Source organism: Pedobacter sp. 01N310, from assembly GCF_056399805.1.
This window is the reverse complement of sequence record NZ_JBFTSB010000001.1, coordinates 677,914-693,932: the sequence shown is the minus strand read 5'-3', so window position 1 is coordinate 693,932 and position 16,019 is coordinate 677,914. Positions and strand designations below refer to the sequence as shown.

Annotated in this window: 13 protein-coding genes; 4 read left to right on the top strand and 9 right to left on the bottom strand. The window is 37.4% G+C overall.

Translation table 11 applies throughout. The features are described 5' to 3' along the window. Nucleotides 1-4 precede the first annotated feature (4 nt). The 6 genes from AC1DNH_RS02520 to AC1DNH_RS02495 form a co-directional block, all read right to left on the bottom strand. Nucleotides 5-1,162 carry a DegT/DnrJ/EryC1/StrS family aminotransferase gene (locus tag AC1DNH_RS02520; protein ID WP_477581869.1) on the bottom strand — a complete coding sequence of 386 codons (1,158 nt, stop codon included), beginning with the start codon at nucleotides 1,160-1,162 and terminating at the stop codon, nucleotides 5-7. Then, complete coding sequence (locus AC1DNH_RS02515; RefSeq protein WP_477625132.1) at nucleotides 1,159-2,601, bottom strand: lipopolysaccharide biosynthesis protein; 1,443 nt, start codon at nucleotides 2,599-2,601, stop codon at nucleotides 1,159-1,161. Before AC1DNH_RS02515 ends, AC1DNH_RS02520 begins: the two co-directional genes overlap by 4 nt. Before the next feature lie 4 nt (nucleotides 2,602-2,605). Then, a complete protein-coding gene (locus AC1DNH_RS02510) occupies nucleotides 2,606-3,904 on the bottom strand; it encodes a nucleotide sugar dehydrogenase (RefSeq protein ID WP_477584689.1) in 1,299 nt (432 codons plus the stop codon). Then, nucleotides 3,897-4,445, bottom strand: coding sequence for a UpxY family transcription antiterminator (locus tag AC1DNH_RS02505; protein WP_029276571.1), 549 nt, complete (start codon nucleotides 4,443-4,445; stop codon nucleotides 3,897-3,899). Before AC1DNH_RS02505 ends, AC1DNH_RS02510 begins: the two co-directional genes overlap by 8 nt. A gap of 420 nt (nucleotides 4,446-4,865) precedes the next feature. Further along, nucleotides 4,866-7,154 (bottom strand): GumC family protein, encoded by a 2,289-nt coding sequence (locus tag AC1DNH_RS02500; RefSeq protein WP_477625131.1) that lies wholly within the window; start codon nucleotides 7,152-7,154, stop codon nucleotides 4,866-4,868. A 22-nt stretch (nucleotides 7,155-7,176) separates the two neighbouring features. Next, nucleotides 7,177-7,935: a polysaccharide biosynthesis/export family protein gene (locus AC1DNH_RS02495; protein ID WP_477610150.1), complete on the bottom strand. Its 759-nt coding sequence runs from the start codon at nucleotides 7,933-7,935 to the stop codon at nucleotides 7,177-7,179. Nucleotides 7,936-8,651: 716 nt separating this feature from the next. On the opposite strand from AC1DNH_RS02495, the gene AC1DNH_RS02490 reads away from it, so the two are divergent. Continuing rightward, nucleotides 8,652-9,329: an acetyltransferase gene (locus AC1DNH_RS02490; RefSeq protein WP_477610148.1), complete on the top strand. Its 678-nt coding sequence runs from the start codon at nucleotides 8,652-8,654 to the stop codon at nucleotides 9,327-9,329. Between the two features lie 66 nt (nucleotides 9,330-9,395). Here AC1DNH_RS02490 and AC1DNH_RS02485 read toward each other — a convergent pair whose 3' ends face one another. Beyond that, nucleotides 9,396-9,785, bottom strand: a complete 390-nt coding sequence (locus AC1DNH_RS02485) for a response regulator transcription factor (RefSeq protein WP_477585608.1) — start codon at nucleotides 9,783-9,785, stop codon at nucleotides 9,396-9,398. Between the two features lie 44 nt (nucleotides 9,786-9,829). Then, entirely contained in the window at nucleotides 9,830-10,594 is a 765-nt protein-coding gene (locus tag AC1DNH_RS02480) for a DeoR/GlpR family DNA-binding transcription regulator (RefSeq protein ID WP_131029794.1), read from the bottom strand. 158 nt (nucleotides 10,595-10,752) lie between these two features. Between AC1DNH_RS02480 and AC1DNH_RS02475 the strand changes: the two genes are divergently transcribed. From AC1DNH_RS02475 to AC1DNH_RS02465, 3 genes are read left to right on the top strand one after another with little or no spacing between them, the layout of a single operon-like run. After that, nucleotides 10,753-12,345, top strand: a complete 1,593-nt coding sequence (locus AC1DNH_RS02475; RefSeq protein ID WP_477625130.1) for a glycerol-3-phosphate dehydrogenase/oxidase — start codon at nucleotides 10,753-10,755, stop codon at nucleotides 12,343-12,345. Nucleotides 12,346-12,359: 14 nt separating this feature from the next. Continuing rightward, entirely contained in the window at nucleotides 12,360-13,850 is a 1,491-nt protein-coding gene (gene glpK, locus AC1DNH_RS02470) for a glycerol kinase GlpK (protein WP_477582064.1), read from the top strand. A gap of 34 nt (nucleotides 13,851-13,884) precedes the next feature. Further along, on the top strand, nucleotides 13,885-14,622 hold the full coding sequence (locus AC1DNH_RS02465) for an MIP/aquaporin family protein (RefSeq protein WP_477582062.1): 738 nt from the start codon (nucleotides 13,885-13,887) through the stop codon (nucleotides 14,620-14,622). 113 nt (nucleotides 14,623-14,735) lie between these two features. On the opposite strand, the gene AC1DNH_RS02460 is transcribed toward AC1DNH_RS02465, so the two are convergent. Next, on the bottom strand, nucleotides 14,736-16,019 hold the full coding sequence (locus AC1DNH_RS02460) for a M16 family metallopeptidase (RefSeq protein WP_477582060.1): 1,284 nt from the start codon (nucleotides 16,017-16,019) through the stop codon (nucleotides 14,736-14,738).

Sequence of the window (16,019 nt, the reverse complement as noted above, 5' to 3'; positions counted from 1 at the left end):
GCTATTAATTGCCGTTAACCGCCATGCCTATGCTGCCATTAACCATGGTACTGTAATCAGCGAGTTTAAGCACTTGTTTTTTGCGGTAATTCTGGGTTCTCAAAATAATCCTGACTACTAAATCCTGATCGGCACTGGTTAACGTATGGTAAAGTGGCAAACACATAATGCGTTTAGAAATAGAATCACAGATCGGCATATTTACCTTCGCAATGTATGGCAAGGCCGATAAGGATGGGTAAAAGTATCGCCTACAATACACCTGAACCAGTTCTAACTGTTTCATGCAATCGAGCATAATTTCTTCCGATCTGAATATTACGGGATAGTATGCGTAATTAAATTCCGTATCGGCCTGAATAACCTGAAACTGGGCTTCAATTTTGTTTAAACGCATTTCGTAATGCTGTGATAGCTCTTTGCGTTTACTTAAAATCTGATCGATATGTTTTAGGTTACAAAGACCCATTGCAGCGTGAAACTCGGAGTTTTTAGCATTAGTTCCAATCTCTGAAAAGGTATCTACCCCACTATAACCGAAATTACGCATCAGCGCCATTCTCTTTAAAGTATCAGGATTTTGAGTAAAAACAGCCCCACCTTCAATGGTATGAAACAGTTTAGTTGCATGGAAGCTGGTTGTGCTTACATCGCCATAAGCGAAGATCGATTTACCTTTATATTTTGTGCCAAAACAATGGGCGGCATCATAAATTACCTTTAGTCCATGTTTTTTTGCAATGCGGTCTATCGCTTCAATATCACAAGGGTTTCCAAAAACGTGTGTAGCCAAAATTGCCGAGGTATTAGACGTAATGGCCGCTTCAATTTTATTGGGATCTATGTTAAGGGTATCTTCATCTATATCAACAAAAACAGGTTTGCAACCTTGCCAAACAATACTGCTGGTGGTAGCCACGAAAGAAAACGGTGTGGTAATAATTTCGCCTTTTACTTCTAATGCCTGTATGGCCAGCTGTAATGCGATAGTACCATTGGTTACATATAATAAATGAGGTAGCTCTAAGTATTGTTGCAACTTCAACTCCAGTTCATTTACCAAAGGACCATTATTGGTGAGCCACTGTCTGGCCCAAATGCTACTTACATAGCTTTTAAAATCTGCCTGTTTAGGCAAAAAGGGTTTGGTTACAGGTATCATTGTTTGAGGATTAATTGTTTAAAATCAAGGAGTGCAGCGAGTTTGATGCTGCTACTTATGCCGAGGTAAAAACTGCCATAGATGATGCTTATACCAGCAATGCGCAAAATATTGTTGATGTGATAATGTGTTAAACACCAGGTATCGAGGCAGTAACAAGCTAAACCTAACAGACTGGATAACATTAAAATAGGCACAATATCATGAAGCTGTTCTTTAATTGGGTAATTGATTAATTTGCCACTATATGTTGAATTGATATAATAGGCGAAAACAGTAAAGAAGAGCTGAAAATATAGAAGTCCCATGATGCCAAATGGAATTACACAGATAATTCCGATTACACTTAGCACCTTTTTTATAATTTCTAATTTCAAGAACTGTCCACTTTGACCTTTAACTTTTAAAATATTCAGGTTATATGCGTGTACCGGATATAGAATACCCGCAATACATAAAATCTGAAAATAAGGTACAGATGGCAGCCATTTATCGGTTAAAAGCAAAGAGATTAAAGGTTGGGCAATAAGTGCTAAAAAAATCAGGATGGGTGCATTCCAGAATAACACCTGCTGCATTAACCTGCGGTAAACCATTTTAAGCTTTACATCGTCATTGCTGATGTTCGAAAACATAGGATAGGTTACTTTACCAATTGCGGTAGAAATAATCCCAATGGGTAACTGACTTAAACTATCTGCTCTGGCATAAAAGCCCAATTGGGCTGCCGCATAAAAGCGACCTATAATAACGGTGTATAAATTTTGATAAATGGCATCCAACAGGCCAGAAAGTGTCATTTTGTAACCAAAATGAAAGTGCTTTCTGAAGCTTTTTTTATTAAAAATCAGTCGTGGTCGCCAGTCTGAATAAAACCAATGTAAAACGGTAGAAACACTCGCACTCAGCAAACTCATCCAAACTAAACTCCAGGTTCCATAACCATTTTTTGCCAGGTAAATACCTAAACAACCGCCTAGTACTACTGCAGGTATCTGAATGACCGTTTGCAGTTTAAATTTCATTTCCTTAGTTAATAAAGTACTCTGAATACTAAAAAAGGCATTGATTAAAAAGGTTAATCCATAAACCCTAACAATATCTGTAAGTGTTGGCTGCCTGTAAAAACCAGCTATTAGCGGTGCTGCAAAGAACAAAACACCATATACAATGATGCTTCCAAACAGGTTAAAAAAAAATATGGTAGAAAAATCCTTTTGTCCCGCCATCCTTGTGCGGATCAGTGACGATGTTAAGCCGCTATCCATTAAGGAATTACCAACAGCGATAAAAATAGAGAGCATTGCAATTAAGCCAAATTCTGCAGGACTTAATAAGCGGGCCAATATGATGGTAACGAACAGGTTTATGAATTTAACACTAAACTGCTGTCCGATCGACCATATAATGCCCGATCGCGCTTTATATGTTAAACTCATGACCTTACAATCGAACGGTTTCTAATGATTGTGGCAATACTGCTTTTATATCGTACACCACACATTCCGGTTTACGCAATGCTGTGATATTTAAACTATTAAAAGCTTCGTGCGCTACTGCCAGTATAATTCCATCGTACTTTCTGGTTTTTGATGAGCCATTTTCGCAGATAATGCCATAGTTATGCTTGGCTTGATCAGCATTTGCCCAGGGATCGTGAATGGTTACTTTAACTTTGTATTCTTCTAACCGCCTTACAATATCAATTACTTTGGTATTGCGTACATCAGGACAGTTTTCTTTAAAGGTAAAGCCCAACACCAGCACTTCTGCTCCCACAATATGGATGTTTTTAGCGATCATTTTTTTTATGATCTGATCAGCCACATATTTACCCATTCCATCGTTTACACGTCGTCCGGCTAAAATAATTTCGGGGTGATAGCCAGCTTCCTGTGCTTTTTGAGCCAAATAATATGGATCTACGCCAATACAATGTCCACCAACCAAACCTGGTTTAAAATTCAGGAAATTCCATTTGGTTCCGGCTGCCGCTAAAACCTCAGAAGTATCGATACCGATCTGGTTAAAAATCATGGCTAGTTCATTTACAAAAGCAATATTGATATCGCGCTGGGCGTTTTCAATTACTTTTGCTGCTTCCGCTACTTTAATAGACGAAGCTTTATAAGTTCCGGCAGTAATTACCGAACGATACAGCGCATCTATTTTTTCTGCAGCTTCGGGAGTAGAACCTGATGTGATTTTTAAGATATTGGCAACAGTATGTTGTTTATCTCCAGGATTAATACGCTCTGGAGAATAACCAGCAAAAAAATCTTTATTGAAAACCAAACCAGATCCTTTTTCTAAAATGGGTACACATTCGTCTTCAGTTACACCAGGATATACGGTTGATTCGTAAACCACTATATCTCCCTTCTTTAAAACCTTAGCCACAACTGAACTCGCTTTAATTAAAGGTGTTAAATCTGGCCTGTTATTTTTATCAACAGGCGTTGGTACTGTAACAATGTAAACCGACGAGCTGCGTAATTTTTCGATTTCATTGGTACAGTACAGGCCTTTTAAAGTTGTGCATTCGAAGGTTAAAACCTCATTCAATTCTGATTCATTAACTTCCAATGTATTGTCGTATCCAGCTTTTAATTCTGCTATCCTGCTCTGGTTAATATCAAAGCCAAATACCTTGTATTTTTTTGCAAACTCTACTGCCAACGGTAAGCCAACGTAGCCAAGACCAATTACCGTCATTTTCAGATTATCTTCAGCGTTATACATAATGTTGTTGCGTATTTACAGTTAATGTTAAGTTGCTTATTGGCACTCTGGTAACTAAAGCACAGTCTAAATGATCGAATGACATTAAAACATGCTTACCTTGAATCTGGATCACCTCTCCTTCCTGATTATGGAAGAGACCATTACTGATCCGAACACGGTCTCCTTTGGAAACACCGGTTAAACTCACTACATCTACATCATTGTAGGTATCCATAATGTGTTTCAACTTTTCAATCTCACTATCCCGAACCACTGCAGGTTTACCCATGTAATTAATAAAGTTTAAAACACCTAGTGTATACCTGATTTTGTAACCTTCACGCTCATCAATTTTCACAAATACATATCCGGTAAAAAGCGGAAGACTAACTATTTTCTTTCTATCGGCCCATTGATTTTCTACATTACGTACAGGGCAAAAAGATTCGAAACCTTGCTCTTGCAGCAAACGGTCAACTTTTTTCTCCCAACGTGGGCGAGTATAGATCACAAACCATTTTTTTGCGAACGAGGGCTTGATGTTAATTGTAGATTCCATTTTTTTGATGAGGTTATAGTTTTATTTTTTAGGTAATTTGATACAGCTTCGCTATATCACTTACATGACTATTATTGGTTAATTGTTTAAATTGTAGGAACCGGTTAATTGTAATTAGTATTTCCGACTAACCAATTAACCGCTTTACACAGTTAACCTGTTTAAACACTATTCTAAATTTGTTTGCTCACTGGATACAGCTTCGCTATATCACTTACATGACAATTTTTATTTTCAAATGTTATTTTGCTTTTTGGGCAAAAGGGCAATCTAATTGAGAGTTGTTTGCAAGCTGCTAATGCCTTTAATCGATGCACAGTTTATGCATCTAGGCCTTATTGTTTGTAAACAGAATTAAATCGTTTGGGGACGTTTATTTGGTAAAGGGTATTGGTATTCTCTCTTAAAAACCGGCTAACTTTAGTTTGCCATGGCATAACCGTAACCACCGTAGCTGTATTTCTGGCTTTTCTCCCGTTTGGCATCGTTAAAAACAACCATCGGATTTTTAAGCTTATTGTTTTCGCAAATATCTTTCAATATGGCGAGCTGGTATTTATTGGTGTAATTATACCGCACCAGGTAAATGCTTACATCGGCATATTCTGCCAAACTAAAGGCATCAGCCACCTGGCCAACCGGCGAAGTATCGATAATGATGTAATCGAACCTTTCTTTCAGTTCATTAAACAATAGATCCATCTTAGGACTCATCATTACTTCTGCAGGGTTTTCAGGCGATTGACCGCATCCTATAACCCAGATATTATCTGAAACACTGGTAGGTTTAATAATATCATCTAACACAGACTCACCAATTAAATAATCGGTTAAACCGTTAGTTTGTTTTAAACCAACTTTATTCAAGAGGTCAGGTTTTCTTAGATCGAACTCCAGTACAACAACTTTTTTATCAAGCATGCCTAAGGTAGTAGCCAGATTTACACTAAAGAATGTTTTACCCTCTCCTTTCATACTCGAAGTAACCAACATTACCTTATTCTCGATATTGTTAGACATCAGCCCTAAATTCATTCTGATATACCTAAACAACTCTGATATGGTAGAACGGTTGTCTTTTTGAAAAACAATGGTGCTTTTATCCAGGTTATGAGAAAGTTCACCAAGCATTTTGGCGCCGGTTAACTCAATAGTACTGGCATCCTGTACCTTATTGTTGAAAAATCCTTTTGCGTAAATTACTCCAGCTGGAACAAAAAAACCAAAAATGAATCCACACAGATATAAAAGTGGTTGTTTAGGGCTATTAGGAATAGTGTTGTAAGCCGGTTTATCTACCACCTGTGAAGTAGGAACGGTTGCAGAAAGCGATAATGCAGTTTCCTCTCTTTTTTGCAGCAAATACTTATATAAACCCGATTTTACACTTTGTTCACGGCTTCTTTCTAATAAGCCACGCTCTATAGTAGGTACAGATTTAATTTTATTATCGAATTGAGAGTAGTTGGCGCTCAGGTTGTTTCTTTCAATAACGAAACCTTGTTTAATACTAGATAAGTTTTCTAAGATATTGGTTTTTAAGGTTGCTATCTGCTCGTTAAGGTTGAGTACCAAAGGATTTTCTGCATTAGCGGTACGTAACATCCTATTTCTTTCCAGTTGAAGATCGTTAAATTTTGAAATCAACGAATTCAAAATCGGGTCTTTTAAGCCCATTGCACTTGGCGCCAGGTTATATTGGCTTTGTTTGCCTCTGAAATAATTTTCGATAGACCGTAATATCCTCAGCTGCACTGATGATGTTTCAAGTAACTGATTATACTCTCCTGAACGTGCAGCATTCATCTGCGCATCCATATTAACATCGGTAACACGATTTTGTTGTTTGTAGTTTTCTACGTCCTCTTCAGTACCTGTAAGATCTGCAACCAGGTATTTTAGGCGGTTATCGATAAATTTAATGGTATTACGGGCAATGGTATTTTTATTATTAACGTTATTGATGTTATAAGTTTCGATCAGATCGTTAAGAATATCAATTCCCCGCTGAGGAACCACATCGTTCAAACTAATGGTAATGGTATTGGCATCTTTAACAACCGGAACTATTTTTAATGAAACCAGGTTATAAGCCTCGGTCATTTTATATAAGTTTTTAAACTGAAGTCTAATTTTACCAAATTCGGTTTTATATGCTGGTCCCTTATCTATTTTAATCGCGTAGTTTTTGGTATTAATGGTATCGCCATACTTTACAATATTTGTTTTTAAGCTATCCTGAATGATGTAAGAGATTTCATCCAGATAAGAAACGTTAATTTTTCTTCCGTAAGCACCATTTTTTAAACTGATAGCAGTAACTACAAGTGGAGACGTTTTTCCGTAAAGCTCTTTTTCTCTAATCCCTTCTTTTTTAAAGTAGGCAGTTTCTAGATTTAGTTTTTTCAATACTTTAAAAATCAGATCTCTCGATCTTAAGATCTCAATTTCATTATCAACCGTTTTAACCGTTTGAAACATATTAAGATCACTAAAAGCGGTACTATTAGACATTGCTGCACCATTTTTATCATCAGAGATTAAAAGTGTGCTGCTCACTTTATATTTTGGTGGGGTAACGTATAGAAAAGCATATACGGCAGCCATAGAAATAATGATACTGATTAAGAAATAGTGCCAGTTTCTGGCAAATCTTGTCATAGTTTCTGCAAAATCTTTTGCGCCACCATTTGTACTTTGTTTAAGCATGATATAATGTTTTAAGAGACGTTTATCGACGAAGAACAGCTGTGATTAATACTGCAACTGCTGATATAGAAGCAATTACCACTGGCATAATGCGTGTATTGGGACTGTATTCAATCGCTTTTGATTTATCAGGCTCTACATATACGACATCGTTTTGTTTCAGATAAAAGAATGGAGAATCCATCACATCCTGATTGTTCAGGTTAAGTCTTTTCATGACCCTTTGACCATCCTGTTGTCTGATCACTAAAATATTTTCCCTTTTGCCATAAACAGTCATATCGCCCGCCATTCCTAATGCTTCTAAGAGGTTAATATTATCTCCCTGTACAGTGAAGGTTGATGGCCGGTTTACTTCTCCAATTACTGTTACTTTAAAATTGACCAACTGAACGTCAACTACCGGTTTTTTTACATATTTATCCAATTCTTTCGATATGGTAGTTTGTGCCTGCTCAATGGTTAAACCTTCCAGGCGAACGTTACCTACAACAGGCAGGTTAATCATTCCATCCTTACTTACCCGGTAACCTTCTACTTTATAATTGTTTTCAGCGCCTGCATTTTTGGTATTAACAGCAAATAAAACATTCGACTCCTGATTTAAGCTGTTTATGCTTACACTTAAAAGGTCGTTTTGCTGAATTTTAACTTCCTGACCTTGAAGCTTAACTTCGCTAGTTTGTTTGGCCAGGTTACTAAAGTATACAAGATCTCTTCTGGGAGCGCATCCGGTGATAATGCTTGTATATATTGCGATAAATAATATTACTTTCTTCATAGCTTAAGTAATGTTTAGTTTTTTGTTTTGATTTATTGAGAACTAAGCTATGCAATTAAGCGTCAATGTTTTATAGGCAGATTGGGGTTGTATTTAAATTGTATAAAATATGACCAGCATGCACAGCATTTTAAATACTGTGCTCATAAATTGCACATCATTTGTAAATTTTACAACGCGTAACTTGTATAATATTCGGCCTATATTTTTACTCAAAAAAGCCTGTTTTTTAGTGAGATCTTAATCGGTGAAACTCAAAAAACATCAGAAAATGTTTTAACATTTAAAAAAGCTATTTAATACTACAATTTATAGGGGGAATAAAATGATTTTATAAAATTTTAAAGAAAAGCTGCCGATTACCAAGGCTAGATTTACTGCTTAACCTATTATTTTTTCCTAACCAGGTAGTGAACAAGCCATGCTTCGCATATTTCTGTGCAAGCTGTTTTACAACACATTTTTAATTGTTTAAAAATACATTCTGCTTAACACGATTGAGTTTTCCTTAACAGCGATATGTTATTGGCGATCAAATCAGATAAAACGATTAACATAAAAGCAATATCCCTTTAAAGCAGCGCAAAAAGTAAAAAAATGCGCAACTGTGAAAGCTGTAAACAGGAATTAGCAAAATATGTACAGTATGCTTTAAAAAGGTTTAAAAGCCTGTTTTATGCATAAATTCGTTAGAAACCTAAAAACAAGAATTAAATATGAAAGTTATTATTTATGGAACTGGAAAAATGGCTGAGTTTATTTGTTACTCCTTTATGAATGACAGCGACTATAATGTTGTTGCCTTTTGTGTTGATGATGCGTATGTACCTCCTGCAGGAAGTATGCTATTAGGATTACCCATTTTAAGTCTCACCCAAGTGATTAAAGATTTCCCCCCAGAAACCCATAAAATGCATATTGCCATTGGTAGAAACAGTGCCAGGGAAAGCGTGTACCACAGGGTGGGCGAATCGGGCTATAGTTTTGCAAATTATATTTCATCGAAAGCCAACGTGTGGCCCGACTTGGTATTTGGACACAATACTTTTATCGATCAGTGCTGCGACATACAGCCTTTTGTAAGCATTGGTAATAATTGTATGCTTATCGGCGCGCGGATTGGTCATCACGCTACGATAGAAAACAATGTTCTGTTATCGGGCAATATCCTGGCAGGAAATGTAACCATTGGTAATAATTCTTTTTTAGGAATTAATTCTGCTGTAAAAGAAGATATTGTTATTGGCAGCCACAACATTATTGGCGCAGGCGTTTTTATAAACAAGAATACTGAAGATTACGCCATTGTTTCAAATGCAACAGTACCTCAACGCGTTGGCGATTCTAAACGTTTTGTGATGTTTAACAAAGCGCAAGATGTAAAACAGACCTAATAAACGCTATCCATAAAAAAAAGGGAAACGTTAATGTTTCCCTTTTTTATTAGGCTTAATTTTTAATTAAACTTTTGTTTTATTTTCAGCGCTTCGTTTCAGATGCGCATTAATACGCTCTAAAACATCATAAATATCAAAAGGTTTACTGATATAATCATCAGCAAATGCATCAATAGCTTTCTGTTCGCTATTATTCTGTGCAGACATTACGATAATTGGGATGTGTTTGGTAAAAATATCTGTTTTTAAATCTTCACAAATTTCTGCTCCGTTTCCATCTGGTAACATTACATCAAGTAAAAAAAGATCAGGCATTGCATCCTGGATATTTTTCTTTAACTCAGCAAATGATGATGAAAGCTGCAATTCGAAACCCTCATCTTTTAATAGAATTTCAATAACGTTTCTGATCTCTTGATCATCCTCTAAAATGTGTATTCGTTTTCTTTCCATGTTCAAATTATAATGTTTGGATTATACCGTTCGCGTGGAATGCGCTATACGATAGTAACAGTAACACCTAAACTCTCCAAATGTTTAACAATTTGTTCAGAAATTCCTTTATCGGTAATAATATGATCAATTTCTTCTAATCCACATATCTTTCCAAAGCCTCTTTTCCCAAATTTAGTAGAATCGGCAAGTACAATCGTTTTTTGTGATGCACCAATCATTTTGCGGTTTAAATGTGCTTCCATGGCGTTAGTAGTAGTTATTCCAAAATCAAGATCAATCCCATCAACACCTAGAAATAGTTTATTAAAATAAAAATCCTGCAAAACCTGTTCTGCATAAGCACCCATTACCGATGAAGAACTTTTCCTAAGCAATCCGCCCAATTGTATTACTTCAATACTAGGTTCGCGCATTAATTCGAGGGCTACATTTAATGCAGAAGTTACAACGGTTAAATTTGTTGCTGGCGCAATATTCTTGGCAAAATAAAGCACTGTAGTACCTGATGCAATAACGATAGAATCATTGTCATTTAACAATGCAGCAGCCGCAATACCTATTTTGTTCTTTTCTGTAGATTGTATTTTCTCTTTCTCATTAACCGGACGGTCTACCGTATATGGATTGTTTACAGTAGCCCCACCGTGGGTCCTAAACAATAGGCTCTTATCTTCAAGTAGTTTTAAGTCCTTTCTTATTGTTACAGACGAAACTTTCAACTCCTTACATAAATCGACTACATTTATGTATTGATCACGTTGCAGGCGACTTAATATAAACTGGTGCCTCTCAGCCAAATTCATCATAGTATATTTAATTAGCGTGCTGCAAATTAACAATAAAAACATTCTTTAAAATATTTTGCACAAATATTTAATAAATTTTTAACACACATATTATATTATTTCGATTATGATTTCTTATAATTGCGTATTGTTTCGTTTTATTATTTTTATAAATCTAAATGGGAAGATTACACCAGCATCACCTAACAGAAGACATAAATTGGGACTTCATTATTATTGGCGGAGGTGCCACAGGTTTGGGTACTGCATTGGATGCTGCGAGCCGGGGCTTTAAAACTTTATTGGTAGAACAATCTGATTTTGCCAAAGGAACATCCAGCCGGAGTACTAAACTGGTACATGGTGGTGTTCGCTATCTTGCACAAGGAGATATCGGTTTAGTTAAACATGCCTTAAAAGAACGTGGTTTATTACAACAAAACGCAAAGCACCTGGTAAATAAAGAAGAATTTCTGATTCCCTGTTACGATTGGTTCTCTGTTATAAAATATTTAACCGGACTTACGCTTTACGATTGGTTAGCAGGCAAATATAGCTTCGGCAAATCTAAGTTTTTCTCTAAAAAAGAAACCTTAACCATGATGCCTGGCATTAAAGAAAAGGGATTAAAAGGAAGCATCAGGTATTACGATGGAAAGTTTGATGACGCCCGTTTAGCGATAAACATTGCACAAACTGCTGTTGAAAACGGCGCTTCATTATTGAACTATACAAAGGTAACCGGCTTGTTAAAAAGTGGCGACGTAGTTACGGGCATTGAAACAGAAGACACCATAACCGGGATAACAGCTAAATATACTGGCAAAATAGTAATTAATGCAACAGGCGTGTTTGTGGATGACATCCTGCAAATGAATAACCCGAATTCAAAAAAAATGGTACGCCCTAGCCAAGGTGTACATGTGGTGCTAGACAAAAGTTTTTTAAATAGTGAATCGGCTTTAATGATACCAAAAACCTCTGATGGACGTGTTCTATTTGCCGTTCCATGGCACGAACATTTACTGGTAGGTACAACAGACACCCCYTTAAACGAACATAGTTTAGAACCCAGAGCATTAAAAGAAGAGGTAGATTTTATTATGAGTACAGCGGCGAGTTATTTTAACCGCAAGCCCATGGAAAAAGATATCTTAAGTGTATTCTCAGGTTTGCGCCCATTGGCCGCTCCAACCAACGGAGATGGAAATAGTACAAAAGAAATTAGCAGAGACCATAAACTTATTGTTTCTGCAAAGGGATTAATTACCATTACTGGTGGTAAATGGACCACCTATCGCCGAATGGCAGAAGAAACGGTTGATTTAGCCATTACTCATGCTGGTTTAGAATCGAAAGCATGCGTAACCCAAAATTTAAGCATACATGGTAGTTTAACCACTACAACAGATAGTCATTTGGCTATCTATGGATCGGATCGCAGTAAAATTGAAGCATTAATTACGCAAGATCCAAGTCTTGGCAATAAATTACATCCTGCATTCCCTTATACAGAAGCTGAGGTAATTTGGTCTGCACGAAACGAAATGGCCGAAACAGTAGAAGATATTTTAAGCAGGAGATTAAGGATCTTGTTTATTAATGCACAAGCGGCCAAAGATATGGCACCCAGGGTAGCTTCGCTCCTGGCCAAAGAATTATCTGCTGATAAAAACTGGGAAACTAACCAAATCGAAACTTTTAATAAATTAGCCGATGGTTATATTTATCATTCAACACCTAAAATAACCGAATCGGCTTTAGCCAATTAACCAAATTCCTAATTATGAGTAAATACATCTTGTCTATCGATCAGGGAACCACAAGTTCGAGAGCAATTATTTTTAATCACAATGGCGAAATTGTTGCCATTGCACAACGAGAATTCACACAGATTTATCCCAAAGCCGGCTGGGTAGAGCACGATCCAATGGAAATCTGGTCGACACAGTTGGCGGTTGTAACAGAAGTGATCGTTAAAGCAGGCTTAACCGTAGGCGATATCGATTCTATTGGCATTACCAATCAGCGAGAAACCACTGTGGTTTGGGATAAAGAAACCGGACAACCAATTTACAATGCCATTGTTTGGCAGGACAGGCGTACTTCTGCCTATTGTGATGAAATTAAAGCACAAGGGCTGGCCAATAAAATACAGGAAAAAACGGGTCTGATTATAGACTCTTATTTCTCGGCTACTAAGGCCAGGTGGATCTTAGAAAATGTTGCCGGGGCAAGGGAAAAAGCGGAAGCCGGAAAACTTGCTTTCGGAACCATCGATACCTGGTTAATCTGGAAATTAACAGCAGGCGAAAAACATGTAACCGATGTCAGTAATGCATCACGAACGATGCTCTATAACATCCACACTTTAAGCTGGGACGATGAATTGCTTGAGCTTTTTTCGATACCGAAAGCCATGCTTCCTGAAGTAAAATCATCAAGTGAAGTTTATGGTGAAACCGCAGGACGCATACTGGCAGCAAAAATTCCTATTGCAGGGATAGCCGGCGATCAGCAATCTGCTTTATTCGGGCAAATGTGCACCGAGATCGGGATGGTAAAAAACACTTATGGTACTGGCTGTTTTATGCTAATGAATATCGGGTCGAAGCCAAAAATATCAGCCAATAATCTATTAACCACTATTGCCTGGCAGATTAATGGTGAGGTAGATTACGCTTTAGAAGGGAGTATTTTTATTGGTGGTGCGGTGGTACAGTGGCTTCGCGATGAAATGGGGCTCATTTCTAAATCAGCAGATGTGGAAACATTAGCTAAAAAAGTAAAAGATACCGATGGGGTTTATGTTGTTCCTGCTTTTGCAGGTTTAGGTGCTCCACACTGGGACCAGCATGCCCGTGGTACCATAACAGGATTAACCCGAGGTACAAACAAATCGCATATTGCAAGGGCAGCCTTAGAAAGTATTGCCTATCAAACCATGGATGTTTTGAAAGCTATGGAAGCAGATGCAGGCGTAAATATTGCCGAATTAAGGGTAGATGGTGGTGCTACAGCTAACGATTTATTGATGCAGTTTCAGGCCGATCTGTTAAACTGTAAAGTAATCAGACCCGATGTAACCGAAGTTACCGCTATTGGTGCTGCATACCTCGCCGGATTAGCCACTGGTTTCTGGAAAAGTATAGATCAGATCCGCTCGCAATGGAAAATCAACAGAACTTTTGTTGCTGAGGAAGGAATTGATAATACCGAAAGAATAAAGGGCTGGAATAGGGCTATAAAAGCAGCCAGGGTAAATGCAGAAGACTAATTGAACAATTTTAATCGGATAAGAATTTAATTATATGAATGTATATCTCGCAGAATTTATTGGTACTGCACTAATGATTCTTTTAGGAAATGGTGTAGTGGCTAACGTAGTACTTAAAGGTACTAAAGGCAACGATAGTGGTTGGATTGTAATTACAACCGCCTGGGCACTTGCCGTATTTGTAGGGGTTGTTGTTGCCGGCCCGTACAGTGGGGCGCACTTAAATCCAATTGTAACCCTCGGACTTGCAATCGGGAAGGGATTCAGCTGGGCATTGGTGCCATTTTATATTATTGCACAACTGGCTGGTGCCATGACAGGATCTTTCCTGGTTTGGCTTATTTACAAAGATCATTTTGATGCTACAGATGACCAAGGTTTAAAGGCTGCTCCTTTTGCAACCGCTCCAGCCATCAGAAATATGTCGTCAAATTTGGTGTCAGAAATTATAGGCACTTTCGTTTTAATATTTGTGATCTTTTATTTTACTGATGCGAGTATGGGCACTAAAGAAACGGTTACCCCTATTGGATTAGGCTCAATGGGCGCAATCCCGGTAGCGTTTTTGGTGTGGGTAATTGGTTTGGCTTTAGGTGGAACAACCGGATATGCTATTAATCCGGCAAGAGATTTGGGCCCTCGGATTATTCACTTTTTAATCCCAATGAAAGGAAAAGGAAGTAGCGACTGGAGTTATGCCTGGGTACCTATTGTCGGACCGATAATAGGCGCTGTATTAGCTGCTGTGGCCTTTTTGTTGATTGGTAAATAAAGCGCATCCTCTTTATCGTCATTGCGAGAAGGTTTTTTCAACCGACGAAGCAATCTTTTAATTCATCTTATAAGATTGCTTCGTCGTTCCTCCTCGCACAATGACGAATGCTATTACTGAAAAGCTGCCCTACCTACCTGTTCATCACCTAGGTATATCCAAATGGCACCTTTTAAATATTTTCCGAAAGAATCTTTCATATTCTGCAAGCTTACCTTGTTAATATTAGCTACCATATTCTCGGTAATACTATAATCGCCAAGTACTTCAGCTTCACCCAAATCTTTCACAATCGAACTTGCGCTTTCCTGATGCCTGTAGTATCTATCCCGATGTTCTTTTTTTAATGCCTCAAGATAACGTTCACCATACTTCCCTTCTTTAATATTGTTGTATACCGTAATCATTGCTTTAAAAGCTTTTTTGGGTTGAGTGGTACTTACAAACATAGAGGTATATGGAATCTGTTGCACCTTAACGGTTGCTCCTGGTGCATATGATAAACCAAGTTTAGTTCTCAGTTCATAATTCATAGTGCCACTTAATGCGTTAATGGTTAGTACAAAAGCATAATAATCGGCATTCGTCATGGTTGGGGCATTCATAATGCAACTCATGTAATTCGTGGCAATATCTCTTTGTTCGATTACCAGATGCTCCCCTGTTAAAGTTTTACGATCGTAAACTGGTGGCGTATAAACTTTTCCTTTAAGCGCGCTGAAAGAAGCTTGAATCTTCTTTTCAAGTTCTTCTTTTGTGATGTTCCCAGCTACGACCAAAAACATTTTATTCTTATTCAACAATTCGTTATGATAATAATTACTAACCATTTCGGCAGTAAAACCACCAACAGTTTTGCTTGTGCCCAAAGGATTAGTGCTATAAGGCGAATCTTTAAACATACTTTCCATGCTCAATTGCTCAATCCTTGTTTCAGGATCAGATTGACTATGATAAATACCCGTAATCATACGTTCTTTAGTCGTTTGAAACTCTGTTTTATCAAAAGCCGGATTAATTACAGCATCCGAAAAAAGCTTCCAGCCTTGATCAAGATACTTAGAAATACAGTCCATGCTAATGGTACCATAATCAGTTGTAGATGAACCAGAAATATCAATACCATATTCATCAGCCAACTCCTGATAATCGACAACGCTATAATTTTTAGTACCACAGGTAGCGGCAGATGCTAAAGCCAGATTTTCAATTCCTGCCCTTTCCGCATTATAATTCATTACGCCACCTTTAAAAAACATGCTCATACTAACTGTTTCCTTCTGGGTAGGTTTTAAAATCACCTTTAAACCGTTTACATCAAATGAAATGGCTTTGGTTTGCGCGTTGGCAATATGAAAAACTAAGATAAAGTTTATAAAAAATATGAATCTTTTCAT